This window comes from Janthinobacterium sp. AD80 (assembly GCF_002878455.1).
Classification (GTDB): domain Bacteria; phylum Pseudomonadota; class Gammaproteobacteria; order Burkholderiales; family Burkholderiaceae_D; genus Janthinobacterium.
Genome location: NZ_NRDQ01000009.1, coordinates 35,895 through 56,524, shown reverse-complemented (window position 1 = coordinate 56,524; position 20,630 = coordinate 35,895). Strand labels below are relative to the sequence as shown.

Annotated in this window: 19 protein-coding genes and 1 tRNA gene; 13 read left to right on the top strand and 7 right to left on the bottom strand. The window is 62.9% G+C overall.

The window, feature by feature from the left end; genetic code table 11:
- Positions 1-12: 12 nt before the first annotated feature.
- Positions 13-1,491, top strand: a complete 1,479-nt coding sequence (locus JaAD80_RS02150) for an efflux transporter outer membrane subunit (RefSeq protein WP_258002770.1) — start codon at positions 13-15, stop codon at positions 1,489-1,491.
- 9 nt (positions 1,492-1,500) lie between these two features.
- On the opposite strand, the gene JaAD80_RS02145 is transcribed toward JaAD80_RS02150, so the two are convergent.
- Entirely contained in the window at positions 1,501-2,418 is a 918-nt protein-coding gene (locus JaAD80_RS02145; RefSeq protein ID WP_102292670.1) for a LysR family transcriptional regulator, read from the bottom strand.
- Positions 2,419-2,529: 111 nt separating this feature from the next.
- Here JaAD80_RS02145 and JaAD80_RS02140 point away from each other — a divergent pair, with 111 nt between their 5' ends.
- From JaAD80_RS02140 to JaAD80_RS02120, 5 genes are all read left to right on the top strand, one after another.
- Entirely contained in the window at positions 2,530-3,129 is a 600-nt protein-coding gene (locus JaAD80_RS02140; RefSeq protein ID WP_102292669.1) for a short chain dehydrogenase, read from the top strand.
- Positions 3,130-3,243: 114 nt separating this feature from the next.
- Positions 3,244-4,983 carry a hypothetical protein gene (locus JaAD80_RS02135; protein ID WP_102292668.1) on the top strand — a complete coding sequence of 580 codons (1,740 nt, stop codon included), beginning with the start codon at positions 3,244-3,246 and terminating at the stop codon, positions 4,981-4,983.
- Positions 4,984-5,139: 156 nt separating this feature from the next.
- Complete coding sequence (locus JaAD80_RS02130; RefSeq protein WP_102292667.1) at positions 5,140-5,832, top strand: hypothetical protein; 693 nt, start codon at positions 5,140-5,142, stop codon at positions 5,830-5,832.
- A gap of 105 nt (positions 5,833-5,937) precedes the next feature.
- Positions 5,938-6,669, top strand: a complete 732-nt coding sequence (locus JaAD80_RS02125) for a BON domain-containing protein (protein ID WP_102292666.1) — start codon at positions 5,938-5,940, stop codon at positions 6,667-6,669.
- A 233-nt stretch (positions 6,670-6,902) separates the two neighbouring features.
- Positions 6,903-8,195 (top strand): MFS transporter, encoded by a 1,293-nt coding sequence (locus JaAD80_RS02120; RefSeq protein ID WP_102292665.1) that lies wholly within the window; start codon positions 6,903-6,905, stop codon positions 8,193-8,195.
- 157 nt (positions 8,196-8,352) lie between these two features.
- On the opposite strand, the gene JaAD80_RS02115 is transcribed toward JaAD80_RS02120, so the two are convergent.
- Positions 8,353-10,509, bottom strand: coding sequence for a S9 family peptidase (locus JaAD80_RS02115; RefSeq protein ID WP_102292664.1), 2,157 nt, complete (start codon positions 10,507-10,509; stop codon positions 8,353-8,355).
- A 175-nt stretch (positions 10,510-10,684) separates the two neighbouring features.
- Between JaAD80_RS02115 and JaAD80_RS02110 the strand changes: the two genes are divergently transcribed.
- Genes JaAD80_RS02110 through JaAD80_RS02100 form a run of 3 tightly spaced genes read left to right on the top strand, consistent with a single transcriptional unit; the run spans position 10,685 to position 12,238 of the window.
- The gene (locus tag JaAD80_RS02110) at positions 10,685-10,909 is read left to right on the top strand and encodes a hypothetical protein (RefSeq protein ID WP_146012232.1); all 225 of its coding nucleotides are present in this window, start codon (positions 10,685-10,687) and stop codon (positions 10,907-10,909) included.
- A 36-nt stretch (positions 10,910-10,945) separates the two neighbouring features.
- A complete protein-coding gene (locus tag JaAD80_RS31160) occupies positions 10,946-11,731 on the top strand; it encodes a lysozyme inhibitor LprI family protein (protein ID WP_219726768.1) in 786 nt (261 codons plus the stop codon).
- Between the two features lie 39 nt (positions 11,732-11,770).
- A complete protein-coding gene (locus JaAD80_RS02100; protein ID WP_146012231.1) occupies positions 11,771-12,238 on the top strand; it encodes a hypothetical protein in 468 nt (155 codons plus the stop codon).
- A 1-nt stretch (position 12,239) separates the two neighbouring features.
- Here JaAD80_RS02100 and JaAD80_RS02095 read toward each other — a convergent pair whose 3' ends face one another.
- The 5 genes from JaAD80_RS02095 to JaAD80_RS02075 all read right to left on the bottom strand — a co-directional run bounded on the left by JaAD80_RS02095 (position 12,240) and on the right by JaAD80_RS02075 (position 16,220).
- Complete coding sequence (locus tag JaAD80_RS02095; RefSeq protein WP_102292661.1) at positions 12,240-12,644, bottom strand: hypothetical protein; 405 nt, start codon at positions 12,642-12,644, stop codon at positions 12,240-12,242.
- A 103-nt stretch (positions 12,645-12,747) separates the two neighbouring features.
- Positions 12,748-12,823: transfer RNA gene (locus JaAD80_RS02090), tRNA-Lys, on the bottom strand.
- Positions 12,824-12,891: 68 nt separating this feature from the next.
- Positions 12,892-14,649 carry a GspE/PulE family protein gene (locus JaAD80_RS02085; protein WP_102292660.1) on the bottom strand — a complete coding sequence of 586 codons (1,758 nt, stop codon included), beginning with the start codon at positions 14,647-14,649 and terminating at the stop codon, positions 12,892-12,894.
- Between the two features lie 47 nt (positions 14,650-14,696).
- Complete coding sequence (locus JaAD80_RS02080) at positions 14,697-15,485, bottom strand: spermidine synthase (RefSeq protein ID WP_102292659.1); 789 nt, start codon at positions 15,483-15,485, stop codon at positions 14,697-14,699.
- A gap of 222 nt (positions 15,486-15,707) precedes the next feature.
- Positions 15,708-16,220 (bottom strand): glycine zipper 2TM domain-containing protein, encoded by a 513-nt coding sequence (locus tag JaAD80_RS02075; protein WP_102292658.1) that lies wholly within the window; start codon positions 16,218-16,220, stop codon positions 15,708-15,710.
- A 401-nt stretch (positions 16,221-16,621) separates the two neighbouring features.
- Here JaAD80_RS02075 and JaAD80_RS02070 point away from each other — a divergent pair, with 401 nt between their 5' ends.
- From JaAD80_RS02070 to JaAD80_RS02055, 4 genes are all read left to right on the top strand, one after another.
- Complete coding sequence (locus JaAD80_RS02070; protein ID WP_086146799.1) at positions 16,622-17,020, top strand: barstar family protein; 399 nt, start codon at positions 16,622-16,624, stop codon at positions 17,018-17,020.
- A gap of 156 nt (positions 17,021-17,176) precedes the next feature.
- Positions 17,177-17,785 carry a phosphoribosylglycinamide formyltransferase gene (gene purN / locus JaAD80_RS02065; protein ID WP_102292657.1) on the top strand — a complete coding sequence of 203 codons (609 nt, stop codon included), beginning with the start codon at positions 17,177-17,179 and terminating at the stop codon, positions 17,783-17,785.
- Between the two features lie 21 nt (positions 17,786-17,806).
- Positions 17,807-19,126 (top strand): RsmB/NOP family class I SAM-dependent RNA methyltransferase, encoded by a 1,320-nt coding sequence (locus JaAD80_RS02060; protein WP_102292656.1) that lies wholly within the window; start codon positions 17,807-17,809, stop codon positions 19,124-19,126.
- Between the two features lie 131 nt (positions 19,127-19,257).
- Complete coding sequence (locus JaAD80_RS02055; RefSeq protein ID WP_102292655.1) at positions 19,258-20,616, top strand: mechanosensitive ion channel family protein; 1,359 nt, start codon at positions 19,258-19,260, stop codon at positions 20,614-20,616.
- The last annotated feature ends 14 nt before the right edge of the window (positions 20,617-20,630 follow it).

The following is a 20,630-nucleotide window of genomic DNA, read 5'->3' as shown; positions in this document are numbered from 1 at the left end:
AAGGTAATCATCATGCAAACAGTATTGACGAAAATCGCGCTGGCCGCTTCCCTTGCCGTGGCGCTTGCAGCCTGCGGCACCGTGGGCCAGGATTTCACCGCACCGGCCAATGTGGCCGGCATCGACAACGCCGCCTTCCGCCACGGCGCCAGTGCGGCGGACGCCGCGCAGCTGCCGAAGCAATGGTGGAGCATCTACGGTGACGCCACCCTGAACCGCCTGGAACAAAGCGCGCTGCAGGACAACCCCGGCGTGAAAGCGGCGGGCGAACGCCTGCTGCAGGCGCTGGCGCAAAGCGGCACGGCGCGCGCCAACCAGGGCCCGAGCGTGAACCTCAGCACGGGCATCTCGAACTCGCGCACCTCGGCCAACACCTCGCAGGGCCTGGCCCTGGGCAACCGCTCGATCAGCGGGAATAACTTCTCGGTCGGCGGCTCGCTGTCGTACGAAGTCGACCTGCTGGGCCGCGTAAAGCGCATGGTCGAAGCGGCCGATTCGCAAGCGCTGGCAGCGCAGGCCGACCGCGACGGCGTGCTGCTGATGCTGTCGGCGCAAGTGGCCAGCAATTACTGGCAGCTGCGCGGCCTGGATGCGGAAATGGCCATCTTGAATGGCGCGCTCGACACGCGCCGCGAGTCGGCGCAGCTGGTCGAGGCGCGCTTCAATGCGGGCTTGACGAATGAGCTGGACCTGGCGCGCGCGAAAGTGGAACTGTCGAACGCGCAGGCCGACCTGCATGAAGTCAAGCGCCAGCGCAACCAGCTGGAAAACAGCCTGGCCACCCTGACGGGCAAGCCGCCATCGGCGCTGCAATTGCCGGTGGCTGCCGATCCATCGGCCCTGCCGCTGCCGCCAGGTATCCCTGTCGGCCTGCCCGCCAGCCTGCTGGCGCACCGTCCCGACCTGGTTTCCAGCGTGGCGGGCCTGCGCGCGGCGAATGCGCAGGTGGGCGTGGCCGAAGGCGCGTTTTATCCTTCGCTGCAACTGACTGGCAATTTCGGCTATGCGTCGGAAAAGCTGCGCGACCTGGCGCAGGGCGGTTCGCGCCAGTTCAGCTTTGGCCCGCTGGCCCTGTCCCTGCCGATCTTCGACGGTGGCCGCAACCAGGCCAATCTTGACCTGTCCAAGGCGCGCTATGCGGAAGCCGTGGCGAACCATGAAACCAAGCTGCTGACGGCCTTGCGCGAAGTGGAAGATGCCCTGTCGGACGTGGAGCAGCGCCAGTTGCAGGGCGATGCCCAAGCCTTGTCGCAGGCGGCCGCCGCGCGTGCCTACCTGGTGGCGCGCACGCGCTACGAGCGCGGCATCTCGACCTACCTGGATGTGACGGATGCGCAGCGCAGTTCCCTGGCCGCCGACCGCGCCGCCGCGCAGATCAAGACGCAGCGTTTGCTGGCGACGGTCGCCGTGGCCCGCTCTTTGGGTGCCGGCTGGCAGCCGGATGGCGAGCTGGCCAAGCTGGCATCCGCGCCCGCCGCGAAGGTTCAATAAGGACCCTGGTTACGTGAGCGTGGCCGGTGGCGGTGTCGCCGCCGGCCCGTAGCGTTCCAGCAGAAAATCGATGAAGGTCGTCAGCTTCGGCGTGGGCTGGCGGTCGCGCGGATACAGCACATGCATCAGGCGCGGCGCCGGCACGTAATCGGTCAATAGCGGAACTAGTCTTCCCGCGGCGATATCGTCGGCCAGTAAAATCTCCGCCTGCATGACGATGCCGAAGCCGTGCAGGGCCGCCATGCGCAGCGCCTGCCCATTGTTCGAACGGAAGCGGCTCTCGACTGTCGCGTCATCGTGGCGCGCTTCCTTGCCGCTCAGGCGCCAGCGCATGTGGCGCGCCCACTGCATGAAATCCACGCACTCGTGCCGCGCCAGGTCATCCGGCGTGCGCGGCGTGCCATGTTTTGCCAGGTAGGCGGGCGAGGCGCAAATGACCATCGCGTAGTGCCGCAAGGGCCGCGCCACCATGCCGGAGTCTTCCAGCGCACCGATGCGGATGGCCGCATCAAAACCTTCCTCCACCAGATCCACCATCCTGTCGTTCAGGTTCAGTTCCACGCTCACGTCCGGATACGCGGTCAGGTAGTCGGCCAGCAGCGGCGCGATGCGTTCGCTGCCGAAGGACACGGGCGCCGTGATTTTCAGCTTGCCGCGCGGCGTGGCGCGCATCGCTTCGGCGCCCGTTTCCGCCGCCGCGATCTGCGCCAGGATCTGCCGGCACTGTTCCGCATATTGCCGGCCGATTTCCGTCAGGCTTTGCCGACGCGTCGTGCGCGCCAGCAATCGCGTGCCCAGCCGCTCTTCCAGCTGCCTGATGTGCTTGCCCACCATCACGGGCGAGATGCGGAAGGTCTCGGCGGCCGCAGTGAAACTGCCCTGGTCGACGACGGCGACAAAGATTTCCATGCTGCGCAGCTTGTCCATGGGAGTCGATTCCGAACTGTGGGTTGGTAATCTTGTAAATTCTAGCGTATTTATTCCTTTTTGGAAGCGGCGCATACTGGCTCCATCGTTCAACCCAGACAGGAAAACAGCATGAAAATCGTCATCATCGGCGCCAGCGGCACCATCGGCAAGGCCGTCTCGGCACAACTGGCGCAGCGCCATGAAATCATTGAAGTGGGCAGCCGCACGGGCGCGCACCAGGCCGACATGGGCGACATCGCGCAAGTGCGCGCCCTGTTCCAGCGCATCGGCAAGGTCGACGCCGTCGTCGTCACGGCCGGCAAGCTGCATTTCGGCCCGCTGGCCGAATTTACGCCTGAACAGTTCCAGCTGGGCCTGGACAGCAAACTGATGGGCCAGGTCAACGTGGCCCTGGTGGCACAGGAATACCTGAACGACGGCGGTTCGATCACGCTCACCAGCGGCATCGTGGCCGAGCAGCCGATCCGCTTCGGCGCGGCCGCCAGCATGACGAATGCAGCGGTGGAAGGCTTCGTGCGCGGCGCCGCCATCGAACTGGCGCGCGGCGTGCGCATCAATGCCGTCAGCCCCACGGTGCTGGAAGAATCGCTGGAAGCGTATGGCCCCTTCTTCTACGGCTTCGAGCCGGCCGCCGCCAGCAGGGTGGCGCTGGCTTACAGCCGCAGCGTGGAAGGCGCGCAGACGGGGCAGGTGTACAAGGTCTGGTAGAGCTGCCCTGCAGGCGGGGACGCAGGTGGATTACAATCGCAGGCTGAACAAGGAAGCGGCCGCGCCGTGACAGCGCGGGGCGTTTTCTTGCTGTGAACCATACACCGAGGCCCCATGAAAAACATCCTGATTCCCCTGCTGATGGCCGCCGCTGTCGGCAGCGCCTGCGCCGCGCCGCAAGCTGCGACGCCAGCGAAACCGGCCACCGCCGCCGAACTGACCAGCATGAGCGCCCGTTACGCGCCCGTCGCGCTGACCGCCGATACGGCGCACCTGTCCGCAGGCGACCGCCAGGCCATCGCCAAGCTGGTCGAAGCGGCCAAGCTGGTCGACGTGCTGCAATTGCGCCAGCGCTGGTCCGGCAACGAAGCGCTGTGGGCGGCGCTCAAGAAAGACAAGTCAACGCTGGGCCAGGCCCGCTTGAATTATTTCTGGATCAACAAGGGTCCGTGGTCGGTGCTCGACGCGCACGCCTCGTTCATGCCGGCCAGCTATGCGGGCATCGCCATTCCCGCGCACAAGCCGGAAGCGGGCAATTTCTATCCGCAGGGCGCCACCAAGGCCAGCGTGGAAACGTGGATGAATGGCTTGCCGGCGGAAGACAAGCAGCAGGCGCAATGGTTCTTCACGACGATTCGCGCGGGCAAGGACGGCAAGTACCAGACGGTCAAGTATTCCGATGAATACAAGGTGGAGCTGAAGCAGCTGGCCAAATTGCTCGATGAAGCGGCGGCCGCCACGGACAACGCATCGTTGAAGAAATTCCTCACCCTGCGCGCCAAGGCCTTCCTCGACAATGACTATTTACCCTCCGACTTTGCCTGGATGGATCTCGATTCGCCCGTCGACATCACCATCGGCCCGTACGAGACGTACAACGACGAGCTGTTCGGCTACAAGGCCGCGTTTGAAGCGTATGTGAACATCCGCGACCAGGCCGAGACGCAAAAGCTGAATTTCTTCGCCAAGCACATGCAGGAGCTGGAAGACAACCTGCCGCTCGACGCCCAGTACCGCAACCCGAAAGTGGGCGCGCTGGCACCGATGGTGGTGGTGAATCAGGTGTATGGCGCCGGCGATGGCAACATGGCCGTGCAGACGGCCGCCTACAACCTGCCCAATGACGAGCGCATCATCAGCGCGCGCGGCTCCAAGCGCGTCATGCTGAAAAACGTGCAGGAAGCCAAGTTCAAGGCCACCCTGACGCCGATCTCGAAGCTCGTGCTGACGCCCGAAGCGCAGCAGGACGTGGATTTCAATTCCTTCTTCACGCACATCCTCGCGCATGAAATCATGCACGGCCTGGGCCCGCATGCAACCGTCGTCGACGGCAAACCATCGACGCCGCGCCAGGACTTGAAGGAAGCCTATTCCACCATCGAGGAAGCCAAGGCCGACATCACGGGGCTGTTCGCTTTGCGCTACATGATGGACAAGGGACAGCTGAACGATACCCTGGGCCAGGGCGACGCGGCCGAGCGCAAGCTGTACAACACCTTCCTTGCTTCGGGCTTCCGCACCCTGCATTTTGGCCTGACGGATTCGCATGCGCGCGGCATGGCCATCCAGATGAATTACATCCTCGAAAAGGGCGGCTTTGTCTCGCTGGGCGATGGCAAGTTCGGCGTCGACTTCGGCAAGATCAAACAGGCCGTGATCGACCTGGACCGTGAGTTCCTGACCATCGAGGCGACGGGCGACTACGCGCGCGCGAAAGAGCTGATGACCAAGTACGTGGTGATCCGTCCGGAAGTGCAGGTGGCGCTCGACAAGATGAAAGCCGTGCCGAACGATATCCGCCCGGAATTCGTCACGGCGCGCGCGCTGGACCAGGCGGCGAAGGCTAAACCATAAACAGTGTGACAGGCAACTGTTGTCAGTGTAAAAAGCCGGTGCCACGCACCGGTTTTTTTTCGTTTTTTTCCTGAAAAGTTGCCAGTTTTTCCTTGTGGAAATATTTTGACCGCTTACTCTGCAGTAGCAACGTCCACTCTCTTGCCCGCCGATCCCATGTTGAAACTGCTCTCGCTGATGAGCTTGCTCATCGTTTTATTTCCTTTGCCCGCCGTGGCTGCCGCCAGTCTGACTGAACTGGAAACGCGCTGGCTGCAGGCGGGAAAGCCGGTCATCGAGTACGCGCGCGGTCAGGGCTTGCCCATCGATATCATCGTGCAGCCGCAGGAAGCGCCCGGCGCCGTGCCGCTGGCGCTGGGCTTTGACCAGGGGCGCTGCAAGCTGGTGCTGTCCCTGCGCGGCAATGCCATGGCGGAGTCCATCCTGCAGGGCGTGCCGCCAGCGCGCCAGGGCGTGATGATCGAAGCGATGACAGCGCATGAGATCGGCCACTGCCAGCGTTATGCGCAGGGCGACTGGCATGCCTTGCCGCGCGGCTTTGTCGAACGCGGCAATGCACAGCGGGGTCAGCAGCAGCAGCAGGCGCGGGAGCTGCGCGAGACGCGCCGCGAGGAAGGCTATGCGGACCTGGTGGCGCTGGCGTGGATGCATGCGCGGCGCCCCGGGCAATACCGCGAGGTGCTGGCGTGGATGAGGGCGCTACGTGCCGGCGGCGCGGCGACGGGCGGTACGCACGCCACCCAGGCATGGCTGGCGCTGGCGGAAGGCGAGCGTGCATTTGACGGGTCTGCTTCTTTATTTGAACAGGCGCAAGTTTTATGGCGGATGGGCTTGATCGGCGACAAATGAAGGTAGATTTTTTGCGCGGATGGCTTGCCAGCGTGTGCTGTCGCACGGAGCTTTGCGCGCGGCAGCGGTCTAATCTGGGCATCAACTAACCAGAGAGGAACCATCATGAACAAAATGATCGCACTCGTACTGGCCGCCAGTGCCAGCGCCCTGTTTGCCGCCACGCCCGCGTATGCGCAGGATGCCTCGTACAAGAGTTTGACGGACAAGGCGACTGCCGACTACAAGCAAGCCAAGGCGGCCTGTGACAGCCAGAGCGGCAACGCAAAGAAAGTCTGCATGGAAGAAGCCAAGGTGGCGCGCGCCAAGGCCGATTCGGATGCCGTGGCCCAGTATCGCAACACGCCGCGCGAGCTGGGCAAGGCCCGCAAGGATGTGGCCAATGCCGAGTATGACCTGGCCAAGGCCAAGTGCGGCGACCGCACGGGCGCCGACAAGACCACGTGCATGAACGATGCCAAGGCAGCGAAAACGGCGTCCCTGGCCGACGCCAATACGGGCGCCCGGGATGGCACCAACGTGGCGCAGAATCCGCCTGCGACGACGAAGGAAAATTGCGATGCCATGGATGCGACTGCCAAGGCCGCCTGCATGACGCGCAACGCGGCCGGCAGCACCAAGGTGGCAGTGGAAGACTCCGTCATCACCACCAAGATCAAGGCCGATCTCGTCAAGGACAATGACCTGAAAGCCCTCGATGTGCACGTGGAAACCGTGAATGGCGTCGTCATGCTCAGCGGTTTCGTGCCGTCCCAGGCGCAAGTGAAGAAAGCCGCCGACCTGGCCCGTGGCGTGGAAGGCGTGACGGACGTGAAGAATGGCTTGAAGGTGAAGTAATGGTGAACTAGCGTCAGGATGGGCCAGGCCGCCGGGAGGGGCATGCGTGTCAGTGAAACGCATGCCGATCACGCAGTGACTGGCCCATTTGCACGCTGTGCCGCCAGGACCGGAGCCGCGCCTGAGGACGTGGCTCCGGTTTTTTTGATTGTATAAATTACGATCATAATATAACATGGGAAAAATCGCGCCTGCCAGTGCCGGTCGGTATTACTTTTTCTCACGAGGACAGCATGCTTTCCTATCCCTTTTCGCAATGGCTGGAGCGGCGCGGCATCCACTTTGCCTGGGTCATTGTCGCCATTACCTTCCTTACGGCGCTGACTTCGTCCGCCGCGCTGGGCTTGCCGGGGGCCTTGATGCAACCCTTGAGCCGCGAGTTCGGCTGGGATGCCGAGCAGATTTCCTCGGCCCTGGCCGTGCGTTTCGTGCTGTTTGGCCTGATGGGGCCGTTTGCCGCCATCCTGATGGAGCGCTTCGGCTTGCGCAACGTCATCTGCGTGGCCCTGGGCCTGATCGCGGCGGGCATGCTGCTGGCCACGCGCATGACGCAGTTCTGGCAGCTGGTGGCCCTGTGGGGCATCTTGCTGGGGCTGGGTTCGGGCATGACGGCGCTGGTGCTGAGCGCCGTGGTGGCCAACCGCTGGTTCGAGACGCACCGGGGCCTGGTGGTGGGCGTGCTGACGGCCAGCTCGGCCACGGGCCAGCTGCTGTTCCTGCCCGTGGGGGCCTGGCTGATCGAGCACTTCGGCTGGCGCACGGCCGTCATGCCCGTGTTTGCCAGCTGCGCCATCGTCGCCGTGCTGGCTTTCTTTTGCATGCGCAACCGTCCGCAGGACCTGGCCTTGCGCCCGTACGGCGCCGACCCGGCCACGCAATTGACAGTGCCGCCGGCGGCAAAAATGACCTTTGCCACGCCCTTTTTGATCCTGCGCAGCGTGGCGGCGAACCGCACCTTCTGGATACTCTTCGGCACGTTTTTCATCTGCGGCCTCAGCACCAACGGCTTGATCCAGACACACTTCATCTCCCTGTGCGGCGATTCGGGCCTGTCCGCCGTGCCGGCCGCGTCCGTGCTGGCCATGATGGGCGCCTTCGACCTGTTCGGCACCATCCTGTCAGGCTGGCTGTCGGACCGCTATGACAACCGCAAGCTGCTGTTCTGGTACTACGGCTTGCGCGGACTGTCGCTGTTCTGGCTGCCGTATTCGGAGTTCACCTTGTACGGCCTGTCCCTGTTCGCCATGTTCTATGGCCTGGACTGGATTGCCACCGTGCCGCCGACCGTGAAACTGGTGGGCGCCACCTTCGGCAAGGAGCGCGCGGGCATGGTCTTCGGCTGGATCTTCGCCGGCCACCAGCTGGGCGCCGCCGTGGCCGCGTATGGCGCGGGCCGCATCCGCACCCTGATGCTGACCTACAACCCGGCCCTGTTCGCGGCCGGCGCCGCCTGCCTGGTGGCCGCCCTGCTGGTGCTGCTGATCCGGCGCCAGAAGGCGGTGGTGGCCGCCGCCCAGCCCGCATGAAAAAAGCCAGGCCCGCATGCGCGGCGCCTGGCTTTTTCATTTTTTCAAGATTTCAAGAACGCCTCAGAACACGTTCAGGGCAAGGCGCATTGCCGAAGGCAGTACGAATAGTACGACTAGGCAATGCAACGCCGCCATGGACTGTTCTGTGGTGTTCTTATTTTAAGTATTTAGCCAGCCAGCCCTCAACCTCGCTGTAGAAGAAACGGCTGTTCTCACCCTTCAGGATCCAGTGGTTTTCGTCCGGGAACACCAGCAGTTTCGCCGGCACGTTCAGGCGCTGCTGCACGGCAAAGTTCATCAGCGCATTGTTGGCCGGCACGCGGTAGTCGAGCTCGCCCACGGTGATCAGGATAGGCGTGGTAAAGCCCGTGCCTTTTTCATGATTGCCCGCTTGCATGACGGGACTTTGATCGCGCCACACGGGCAGGTTCGACCAGACTGGGCCGCCTGCATTCGTTTCACGGCCGAAGCCCCCATCGCTGGTGCCCCATTGCATGATCAGGTCCATTTCGCCCGCATGCGAGACGATGGCCTTGTAGCGCGTGGTGGTTGCCTGCAGCCAGTTGGCCAGGTGGCCGCCATAGCTGGCGCCGCCGGCCGCCAGCTTCGTGCTGTCGATGAAGGGATATTTCTTGATGGCTTCATCGACACCCTGGTTGACTTCATCACCCGGGCCCTTCAAGGGATCGAACTGGATCGAGCGCGAGAATTCCTCGCCATAGCCGGTGGAACCCTTGTAGTCGGTCAGCAGCACGACATAGCCTGGCTTGGCCAGCAAATGGTAATTCCAGCGCAGCACGAACTGGTCGCGCCACATGCTGGCCGCGCCGCCATGGATGACGGTAAACAGCGGATATTTCTTGTTCGGATCAAAGTTTGCCGGCTTGACGAGCATGTTATGGATTTGGCGGCCATCGGCCGTGGTGAACCAGAAGTGCTCGGGCGCCTGCCAGTCGATCTTGCTGGCCTTGTCCGTGTTGAAGGCCGTCAGGCGCTTCGGCTGCTTGCCGTTGAAGGCATAGATTTCCGGCGGGTTGATGCTCGACTCCCACACGCCCACCAGGGCCTTGCCGCCGCTGCTCAGCGAGCCGATGCTGCCCGTCGGCAAGGATGGCTCGTCGCGCACCTCGCCGCCTTTGGTATCGATCGAGTACAGCTTTTCCAGGCCCGCATGCTCATAGCTGAAGATGACGCGCTTGCCGCCTTCCGGCAGCACGTAGCGCGAAATCGAACGGTCCAGCTTGGCCGTCAGGATGGTCGGTGCGGGGTTGGCGATCGGCCAGGCGAAACTGGCCAGGCGCTTCACGTCATACACCTTGCCCGGCGTTTCCGCGTCGCTGAGGGCGAACAGGGTCTTGCCGTCGGCGGCAAATTTCAGGCTGCCATAGCTGTGCTTGTCTTGTGTCAGACGCTGCGCTTCGCCGCCCGCCACGGGCAGCAAATACAGCTGCGAGTAGACGGCTTCGCGCTGGGCCGCATCGCGGTTGGTGGCCGCGTTGAAAACGACGGCCTTGCCATCCGGCGTCCAGATGGCGTCCAGCGATTGCCCTTCATCGCCCTGGCCGCCGCCAAAGCCCGGCAGGGCGGCCAGTTGCGTGCCCGACAGGATGTCGCGTGGCTTGGCATCGGCTTGCGCATCGACGACGAACAGGCGTACCTGCTTGTCGGTCAGCCATTTGTCGAAGTAGCGCGGTGCCGTCGTTTCATAGGAGCGGGCGCTGTACTTGCGGTCCTTGCGTTCCTTCGCGCTTTGCTTGACGTCGGCTTCAGTCTTGTTGCCAGGATAGATGTCGCTGATGAACAGCAGCTGCTTGCCGTCCGGGCTCCATTTCGGCATGCGCGCGCCCATGGTCAGCGAGGTCAGGCGCTGTGCTTCGCCGCCAGCGGCCACGTCGAGGCGGTAGATCTGGCCCGCATCATCGCCGTCGCGTTTGGCAACGAAGACCAGCTGGCGGCTGTCCGGCGACCAGGCCACGGCGCTTTCGCCGCCCTTGGTCGAGGTCAGGCGGCGCGCGGGACTGTCGTCGCCAAGCGACTTGATCCACAGGTCAGACCATTGATCCTTGCTGTCGTAGGCGCTGTCGACCACGGAAAACACGGCCCACTTTCCGTCCGGGCTGGCGACGGGCGCGCCGACCCGTTTCATCAGCCACACGTCTTCATGCGTGATGGCGTGTTTGGCGTTGGCTTGTGTGGCGGCAACTGGCGATGCCGGCGTGGTATCGGCGGCGTGGACGGTCGTTGCCAGCGAGGCGCAGGCCGCTGCGATCAGCAGGGAGCCGAGGGAACGGCGAAGACGGGGTAAGGTCATGGGCGTGGTCCGGAGAATTAAAAAGAGTACAGCGGGCAACATTATTGCCCATGCTTTCCCGCGCTGCCAAGGCCATGAACCGTTACTTACCGGACGCGACGGCCACGTATCGGGCGGGCGCGGCCTGGCTGATCAGTTAAACTTGTTCTTTTACTGACACTGGCGCCGGCCAACCATGAAAATTAGTCTATCTTTATTGAAAACGCTCTTGCTGGGCGCGAGCTGCCTGCTGGCCGCCCCGGTTGTCGCCGCTGCGGCTGCGCCCTACCCGAACACCAGCGCCATGGGCGTGGGCCACGCGGAAAGCACGGCCTGGTATGCGGGCTGCCTGAAGGTCAAGGACGCCGCGCCGCCACCGGCCGACCTGCCGGCGCCGTCTGCCGCTGCTGCCCTGCAGTAATGTTCGGCGACGGACCTGTATTACGATACCAAGAGTATGTCCTCGCCCAAGCCGGCCGACTGGCGTCCCGTGCGCCATTGCGCCATGGCTACGCAGAACAGCGCCGTGCTGATGATGTTGTACCAGAACGGACTGGGCGTGCAGAAAGACCCGCTGCTGGCGCTGAAGTACGCGTGCAGCATCGATGCGGCGCCGGCCGAGATGCAGGGCCGCATCGAGCACCTGCAGCAGATCAACGCCAGCGGACGCGGCATGATCGACCTGTGCGACGACATCACCAGTGGCTACATGATGGGCGTGTGCAGCGCCATCGAAGCACGGCAAAAGCAGCGCGTGCGGGCGCACACGACGGGCAAGCTCAGCGAAGGCTGGCCTGCGGCTGCGCAAGCGTCGCTGCAAAAACTGCAGGCGGCGGCAAGCAAGTTTGCCGATGCGCGCGCGGCCCATGAAACGGACTTGAGCGGCACGGCGCGCGCCGCCCTGAGCATCGCCGCCCGCACGGCCGAGCTCGATCTGCTGGCGCAGGACTTGCGCGAGTACGAGGCGGGCAAGCTGCCTGCCAGCATGACGAAGGAGCAGGCGGCGGCGCTCGACAAGGAGCTCAACGCCATCTACGGCAAGCTCATGAAGAAGCCGGCGGAAACCTATGCGGGCGCCGTCAGCAAGGACGGCATCCGCGCCACCCAGCGCCTGTGGCTGGCGTACCGCGATGCCTGGATGAATTTCGGCGCCGTGCGCTATCCATCCGTGACCAGCGAGACCTGGGCCGGCCGGCTGACGGCGCGGCGCAATGTGCAATTGCAAGATTTGCTGGGGAACTGAAGCATGCGGGAAGCGTACTACCACGAAGATGATTTTTGCATGATCGAACTGTTGCCGTTGGATAATCTACAGCACTGTTTGACGCAGATGGGCGAACAGCAGGCCTTTGCCGATGCGCACCGCAGCGGCGCCGGCTGGAAGCAGATGTACGTGCCCGAGGCGCCGCCGTCGCAGATGCGTGCGCTGGGTCTCACTGCCGATCAGCTGCGGCTGGTGCTGGCCGGCAGCTTGCCGCCCTACGATGCCGTCTACACGGGCTACAGCAGTTACCGCGTGGAATGCAAGAATGTGCTGGCCTTTGGCGGCGAGAAGACGGAAACGCTGTTCGCCGGCCTGGACGACGAGGGCATGGTGTGTGACCTGTGGTGCAGCGATGGCATGCCTGAACTGTTGCTGCTGCCGCTGAAAGAACAGTTGCTGCTGGCCGACTGGGGCGCGGGGTTTGCGTGTCCGCTGGCCGATGGCGACCTGTTCGCCGCCTATCTGCGCGAATACGAACTCGGCTGATTTATTCGCAGGCGATGGCGTTCGGCTGCGCCACCTTGACCACCGATTGCAGGCGCGCCATGTCGTTGCCATCGCCTTGCTCCAGATACGGCTGATAGGTATCGATGATGATGCGCGCCCGTGCTTGCCAGCCGCAATTGTCTTCCTGGCGCGGGGGCACGCGCAGCAGCCGGCGTGCCTCGGCATCGTTGCTGAAACAAAACCACGCATCGTGCGTAGCGGCAGGGCGGGGCAAGCGGCCCCACTGCGCCTTGTCGGGCGCAAAGCAGACCCGGTTGCCGATCAGTTCCAGACTCATCTCGTCCGTGCGCTGGGTGTACATGCCATCGAGCACGATGGGCGGTTGCGGCTGTGCCTGGGCAGACAGGCTGGCGCTGGCAAGCAGCAAGGTGGCGGCAAGTTTCATGCGTTTCTTTCAGGGCTGGCAAGACGAATAGCCAGTATAACCGCGGGGCGGGAAACGAAAAAAGCCCATCCGTGAGGATGGGCTTTTTAGTACTGCGCATTCGTGGTAGGCCGTGCGGGATTCGAACCTGCGACCAACGGATTAAAAGTCCGCTGCTCTACCAGCTGAGCTAACGACCCGAAAGAGGCCGCATTATATATCAGTTGAAAAAGAATGCAAAGCCTTCCTGCAAGAAAGTAATGACGCGTCAATGCAGGGCCGCCGTGAGCTTCAGCACTTCGTCGATGCTGGTGGTGCCGTCGATGACTTGCTGCGCGCCGGCGAGGCGCAGGGGTGTCATGCCGTCGAGGATGCTTTGCCGGCGCAGCGCGTGCAGGTCGGCGCCGGATTTGACCAGCGCGCTGAACGCCGGTGTCACGGCCAGCAATTCGTAGATGCCGGCGCGGCCACGGTAGCCGCTGTGCCGGCACAGGGCGCAGCCGACGGCACGGTAGATGGCGCCGGGGCGCGCCAGCTGGCCGCTTGTCAGGCTGTGCCATTGCGCTTCGCCTGGTGGCGCGTCGGGCTGCTTGCAGTCGGGACACAGGCAGCGCAGCAGGCGCTGCGCCAGCACGCCGGCCAGGCACGCCTCCAGCAGATAGGCGGGGATGCCCAGTTCCAGCAGGCGCATGACGGCGGACGGCGCGTCATTCGTATGCAGGGTCGACAGCACCAGATGCCCGGTCAAGGCCGCCTGGATGGCCATCTCGGCCGTGGCCAGGTCGCGGATTTCTCCCACCATGATGATGTCGGGATCTTGCCGCATCAGCGCCCGCACGCCGTCGGCAAACGACAGTTCCAGGCCGGCCTGGAACTGCACCTGCATCTGGTTGAAGGCCGGCTCGACCATTTCAATCGGGTCTTCCACCGTGCACACATTGACGGTGCTGCCGGCCAGTGCCTTCAGGGTGCTGTACAGGGTGGTGGTCTTGCCCGAGCCGGTCGGGCCTGTCACCAGCACGATGCCATGCGTGCGCGCCGTCAACTGTTGCCAGCGCTGCGCGTCGGCGGGCGGAAAACCCAGGTCCGCCAGGCTTTTGATGGCGATCTCGGGATCGAAGATGCGCATGACGAGCTTTTCGCCAAAGGCTGTCGGCAGGGTCGACAGGCGCAGCTCGATTTCCTGGCCCTGCGCATTGCGCGTCTTGATGCGGCCATCCTGCGGGCGGCGCTTTTCCACCACATCCATGCGCCCCAGCAATTTGATGCGCGCCGTCATGGCCAGCAGCACCACGGGCGGCACCTGGTAGGCCTGGTGCAGCTGGCCGTCGATGCGCAGGCGCACCAGGCCCGCATCGCGCTTCGGTTCCAGGTGGATGTCCGAGGCGCGCTGGGCGAATGCGTATTGCCACAGCCAGTCGACGATGCGCACGACGTGCTGGTCGTTGGCATCCAGGCTGGTCTTGTTGCGTCCCAGTTCCACCAGTTGCTCGACATTGTGGCGCAGCGCCAGGTCTTGCGTGGAAGCCAGTCTGGCCACCTTGACGGAACTGGCCAGGCTGAAAAACTGCGTGATGGCGTCGGCGATATGCCGGGGGTTGGCGATGACGAGGCTGAGCTTGCGCGGCGCCACGCTGCCCAGCTCCGCCTGCCAATCGAGCGCATACGGCTGCGCCGTGGCAATGACGATGCGCTCTGGCGTGCATTCCACGGGCAGGATGTTGAAACGGGCCGCATAGCCGGCCGTCATCACGTCGGCCACCTGGCTGAAATCGATATGCAGCGGGTCGATGCGCACATACGCCAGCCTGGTCCGCTGTGCCAGCCAGGCGCACAGGGCATCGAGCGTCAGCGCGGGATGGGCGACGTGGCACAGCGGATGCAGGGCGGGGGCGGGCAGCAGGGCGGCCTGGGCGAGGGTGGCGGCCGCTTGCGCGGCGTCGAGCATGCCGTCTTCCTGCAGCCAGGCCAGCAGTTGCGGCAAGTCCAGCGTGGTGCCGGCTGGAGGCGGGAAGGGGGAGGGCATGGCCGGGGCCTTTCAGGGCTGCCGGCCTTGCATGGGCGTACCGGCGCTTACAGCGTGCTGGCGATGCCCTTGACCCAGCTCTTCGCGGGCAGCTTGGTGTCGGCGACTATCTGCCTGGCGCGCTCGAGCAGGGCAGCTTGTGCCTCGGCATCGAGCGGCACCCTGGTCTTGAAGGCGATTGCCACCACGTTCCCATCATGGACTTCCGGCAGGCAGATCACCTGTTCAAACGCAAACTTCATCGCCTTGATGTTCTTGGCGTAGCTGGGATGGTCGCCAAACAGGTTGACCGTCATGATGCCGTGCGGCGCCAGGCAGGCGCAGCAGGCAGCGTAGAACTCGGCACTGTCGAGCACGGGGCCGCGCGCCGTGGCGTCATACAAGTCCACTTGCAGGGCGTCCAGGGTGCCATGGTTGGCGTCGTCGTTGACGTAGTCGAGCGCATCCATTTCGCGCACGTGCAGGCGCTCGTCGTTGGGCGGCAGCTTGAACATCGAGGCGCAGATGGTGATGACGGAAGGATTGAGTTCGATGGCCTCGACCTGTGCTTGCGGAAACTGGCGGTAGCAGAACTTGGTCAGCGCAGCCGTGCCCAGGCCCAGCTGGGCGATGCGCTGCGGTTCCCGTATCCACAACATCCACGCCATCATCTGCTGCGCGTATTCCAGCTCCGGCCAGTCCGGCTTGCGGATGCGCATGGCGCCCTGCACCCATTCCGTGCCGAAATGCAGATAGCGCACGCCATCCATTTCCGACAGGGTGACGGGGGCGTAGCGGGGTTTGCGCGCCGGGCGCGAGGATTCGACTTGTTCGATGGATTTTCGTTTGATAAGCATAAGGCGGCCTGAAAGTGTGGCGCATTATAGCCCGTGGTTGGGCGCCATAAAAAATGCCGGCTCCATGAGAAAGACATGGGGCCGGCATTTTAGTACTGAGCAACGACGCTTGGCAGAAGCGTCGCGAGCGGAAGGCAGAGGTGGCCGAGAAGCGCAGCCTTACTAGAATACGGTGAGTATCGCTGGCCGCCTGTGCCGACGCGCAGCAGCTTATGTCAGGCGTTACTGTTGAGCTGGCTCGATCGAGACGCGCAGGCGGATGCGTTCGCCTGGATCGTAGGACATGATGCTCGTGTAGTTGCGGCCGCGGTAGTCATACGTGACCTGGTAGCCCGTGTTGCGCGATTCCCAATGGTCGACCTGGCGGCATTGCTTGACGGCTTGTTCCTGCACGCCGCCCTGGTAGTTGTTCTGGTTGTCGACGCGGTCGCCAACGACGGCGCCGGCAATCGCACCGGCTGCCGCGGCAGCCGTGCGGCCATTGCCGCTACCGACCTGGCTGCCGAGCAGGGCGCCGGCGATACCGCCGACGATGGAGCCGCCCGCGCTGCGCTGCTGTGGCGGTGCCTGGACTTGCACGTATTCCGTGCGGCATTCCTGGCGTGGACGATTGATCTGTTCCACCTGTGGCACGACGCGCACGACCTTGCCGAAATCTTCAAAGTCGGCGGCCTGGGCGAGTGGCAAAGCACCGATACAAAGGGCTGACATCATCAATTTGGCTTGCAAGTTCATTTTGTAACCTCGTTATCTAGAGAATCTTTCAGGGTATTTTTTACAACTTGGGACTATAGTAATCCCGCTGGACTTTGGCTTGTGTTTCGCCTGGCAACAAAATGTAACAGCCAAGGACCCTTGCCCCACAGTCTGTAACATGCACTTTCAATCGATACACGATGTTGAATGACTTGAAAGGGGTGGTTTGTAACAAATCTTGCGTTTGACATCATATTCGGGTTGATTCATGCAGGACAACACGTTACCCTAATACGCGTATGGCTTATATAAAATCGCACTGAATCGCATAAAAGTTGATACAGATCGAATCACCGCGTGCGCATTGACCCGCGTGCGGGGATGCAATAAGAAGAGCAACTAGAAGAGATCCATACATAACAGGTCGATTTGAGGGAAAAATGAGTTTGTTACTAACCGTGCCGCCCAACCTTGTCCAGTCCATCCGTGCCTTTCGCGTGACCGAATTACAAGACGAGGCGATCCGTCTCGGGCAGCACTTTTTATATGCGCATTGCAACGCTGGACAGACCAAACAACAAGTCATCGGCATTATTGCAGAAGCATTCCTGTTTCCAAAAAATCTGGCGAAGAATTTTGATGCGTTGCGCCTGTGCCTGACCGATACCATGTTCAAGGCCGGTCCGCAGACGGGTTTCCTGGTGGTGCTCGAGCAATTGCCAAATACGCAAAAATTCGACAAGGAAGCGCGCGAGATCCTGCTCGACGTGTTCCGCGATGCGGCCGACTACTGGGCCGAGAAGAAAGTGCCCTTCCGCGTCTTCTATTCGTTCGAGTAAATACTTACTCTCGTTAAGGTAGCGTAAAAACAGCCGTTCGCCAGCGTGGCGGGCGGCATTGCCCGGTGGTGGCCGCTGCCGCGCAGCCATGTTGCGTCGCAACAATAATGCCGGCCTTTCTTGGTTCACATCGCCATAGCGGGTACAATGCGCGCTATGAAAAATATCGTTATCCTCATTTCCGGACGCGGCAGCAACATGGAAGCGGTCGTGCGCGCGGCGCAAGCCGAGCAATGGCCTGCCCGTATTGCCGCCGTCATCAGTAACCGGGCCGATGCCCAGGGACTGGTGTTTGCCGCGGAACACGGGATAGCGACCGCAATCGTTGCCAACAAGGATTATGCCAGCCGTGAACAGTTCGATGCGGCGCTGCAAGCCGTGATCGACGGTTTTGCCCCCGACCTGGTGGTACTGGCCGGTTTCATGCGCATCCTGACGCCGCCCTTCGTCGAGCATTACGCTGGGCGCATGCTGAATATCCACCCGTCGCTGCTGCCGCTGTTCCCGGGCATGGCGACGCACCGCCAGGCGCTCGAGGCGGGTGTGACGGAACACGGCGCGACCGTGCATTTCGTGACTGCCGAGCTTGACCATGGTCCGGCCGTGGCAAGCGCCACCGTCCCCGTCTTGCCGGGCGACACAGAAGACAGCTTATCGGCGCGCGTGCTGGTACAGGAACATCTGCTTTACCCGCGCGCCATCCGCCTGTTCATTGACGATAAACTGTCAGTCGAGCATGGCCAGGTCCGCGTGGACCCTCAATAAAATATTACAGGAAAAATAACAATGAGATTGCCACCAGCGATACTTGCCAATGCTGAAGAAGTATTGCGCGAAATTTTACGTTTCACGGCCCCGGCCGATACCACGCTGTCGCGCTATTTCCGCGACCATCCGCGCCTCGGTTCGCGCGAGCGCGGTGCCATCGCCGAAGGCATTTATGCCGTGCTGCGCAACAAATCGTTCTTCACGGACTTCGCCGAAGCGGGCAGTGGCCCGACCATGCGCCGCCTGACCATCCTCGGCCTGGCCGAAGCGGTGGGCGCCGATTCGCTGGGCGGCCTGACGGAAGAAGAAGTGGAATGGCTGGAACGCATCACGCAGATCGACCGCAGCCTGATGCCGTCCAACATGCGCGCCAACATGCCGACCTGGCTGTTCGACAAGCTGATCGCCCAGTTCGGCGAGGCGGAAACCATGAAGCTGGCCGATGCGCTGAACGCGCCGGCGCCGCTGGACCTGCGCGTCAATTCGCTCAAGGCCACGCGTGACGACGTGATGCTGGCCCTGGCCGAAGCACCGATCCTCAGCACGCCGACGCCGTATGCCCCGCTGGGCTTGCGCGTCATCAAGAAGCCATCGTTGCAAAACCTGCCCCTGTTCCAGAGCGGCGCCATCGAAGTGCAAGATGAAGGCAGCCAGATCCTGTCACAGATCGTCGGCGCCAAGCGCGGCGAGATGGTGGTCGATTTCTGCGCCGGCGCGGGCGGCAAGACGCTGGCACTGGGCGCGCTGATGCGCAACACGGGCCGTTTGTATGCGTTCGACGTGTCGGAAAAACGCCTGGCCAAGCTGAAACCGCGCATGGCCCGCAGCGGCCTGTCGAACGTGCATCCGGTGCAGATCGCGCATGAGCGCGATGCCAAGATCAAGCGCCTGGCCGGCAAGATCGACCGCGTGCTGGTCGATGCCCCATGCAGCGGCCTGGGCACCCTGCGCCGCAATCCGGACGTGAAGTGGCGCCAGCAGCCGAACTCGATCGTCGAGCTGCAAGCCAAGCAGGCAGCCATCCTGGCCGGCGCGGCGCGCCTGGTCAAGGGCGGCGGTCGCCTGGTGTACGCCACCTGCAGCTTCCTGAACGAAGAAAACGATTTTATCGCCGAGCAATTCCTGGCCGCCCATCCGGACTTCACCCTGGTGCCGATGAATAAGGTGCTGGCCGAGCAGAAGATCGAGCTGGAAATGGGCGACTACCTGAAATTGCTGCCGCACCTGCACCAGACGGACGGCTTCTTCGCCGCCGTGTTCGAGCGCAAGGTCATGCCGAAAAAAGTCTACGCCGATGAAAAGCCGGCCGACGACGTTGACGCTGAACAAGCCGAGTAAGTCGACACGGGCCGCCGCTGCGCCTTGCAGCGGTGGCCATGCAATGCCGCCGGCCCGCCTGGCGGCATGGGATTACTTCCCATCCGTACCATCTTCGTCCCACCTGTCTCACCTTCCGGACCGCATCCGCCATGAATGAAACCCCACTGCTGAACCTGATCACTGACTTTGTCGACGATTTCCGCCAACCGGCCATCCTGTGGCAGGCGCTGGTCATCGTCGCTTGCCTGGCCCTGAGCTGGCTGCTGGTGCGGCAGTTGCGCGAATTCCTGCACAAGCGGGCGGAAGCGGCGACCACGCCGGCGAATCCGGAAACCCTGCAGCGCACGGACAGCTTCATCCGCATCCTGACGCCTGTGCTGGCGGCCATGCTGCTGGGCATTGCGCAACACTTTCTGGCCAAGTTCCAGTCGGTAAACCTGCTGAGTATTGCCATTCCCCTGTGCACGTCGATGGCGCTGGTGCGCTTCGGTTTTTATGTGCTGCGCCGCATCTTTGCCCGTCATGGCGAGGTCAGCCCCACGATGTTGCTGCTGGAAAAAATCTTCACGGTCGTGGTGTGGGCCGGCATGGCCATGTACATCACGGGCTTGTGGCCGGAATTGCATGCATTCCTGGAAGGTATCATCGTGCCGCTGGGGCGCAACAAGGTTTCCGTCGCCGCCATCTTGCAAGCGGCCATCTCGGTGGCCGTGCTGCTGGTACTGGCCATGTGGGCCGGCACGTCGCTCGACGAGCGGCTGATGAAAATGCAGGGCTTGCACACCTCCTTGCGCGTGGTGCTGTCGCGCATGGGCCGCGCCGTGCTGATCCTCGTTTCCGTGCTCGTCAGCCTGTCGCTGGTGGGCATCGACTTGACGGTGCTGTCCGTGTTTGGCGGCGCCTTCGGCGTGGCGCTGGGCTTCGGCCTGCAAAAGATCGCCGCGAACTTCGTCTCCGGCTTCATCATCCTGCTCGACCGCAGCCTGACCATTGGCGACATGATTACGGTTGGTCAGTTTACGGGCAAAGTCACGCAGATCAATACGCGCTATACTGTGTTATTGGGTGGCGACGGCGTTGAATCCATCGTGCCGAATGAAATGCTGATTTCCGGCGGCGTGCAGAACATGTCGCTGAGCAACCGTATGGTGTGGCTGTCGACCACCGTGTCGGTGGCGTATGAAACCGATCTCGATGCCATCTTCCCCTTGCTGGAAGCGGCCACGGCCAAGGTGCCGCGCGTATCGCAAAGCAATCCGCCATCCGTCACGCTCGTGCGTTTCGGTGCTGACGGCCTGGATCTGCAGATCGGTTTCTGGATCGCGGACCCGGAAAATGGCACGGGCGGCGTGAAGTCGAATGTGAACCGCGCCATCTGGCGCACCTTGCAGGAACATCAGGTCTCTGTACCTTTCCCGCAACGTGAATTGCGTATTGTAGGTACGCCTCCTGCACCGCTCATCAGTGCTGCAGATGGTGATTCCGCGCCTTCCGGCACGCAGCCTTAACCTCGCTGCCCGCC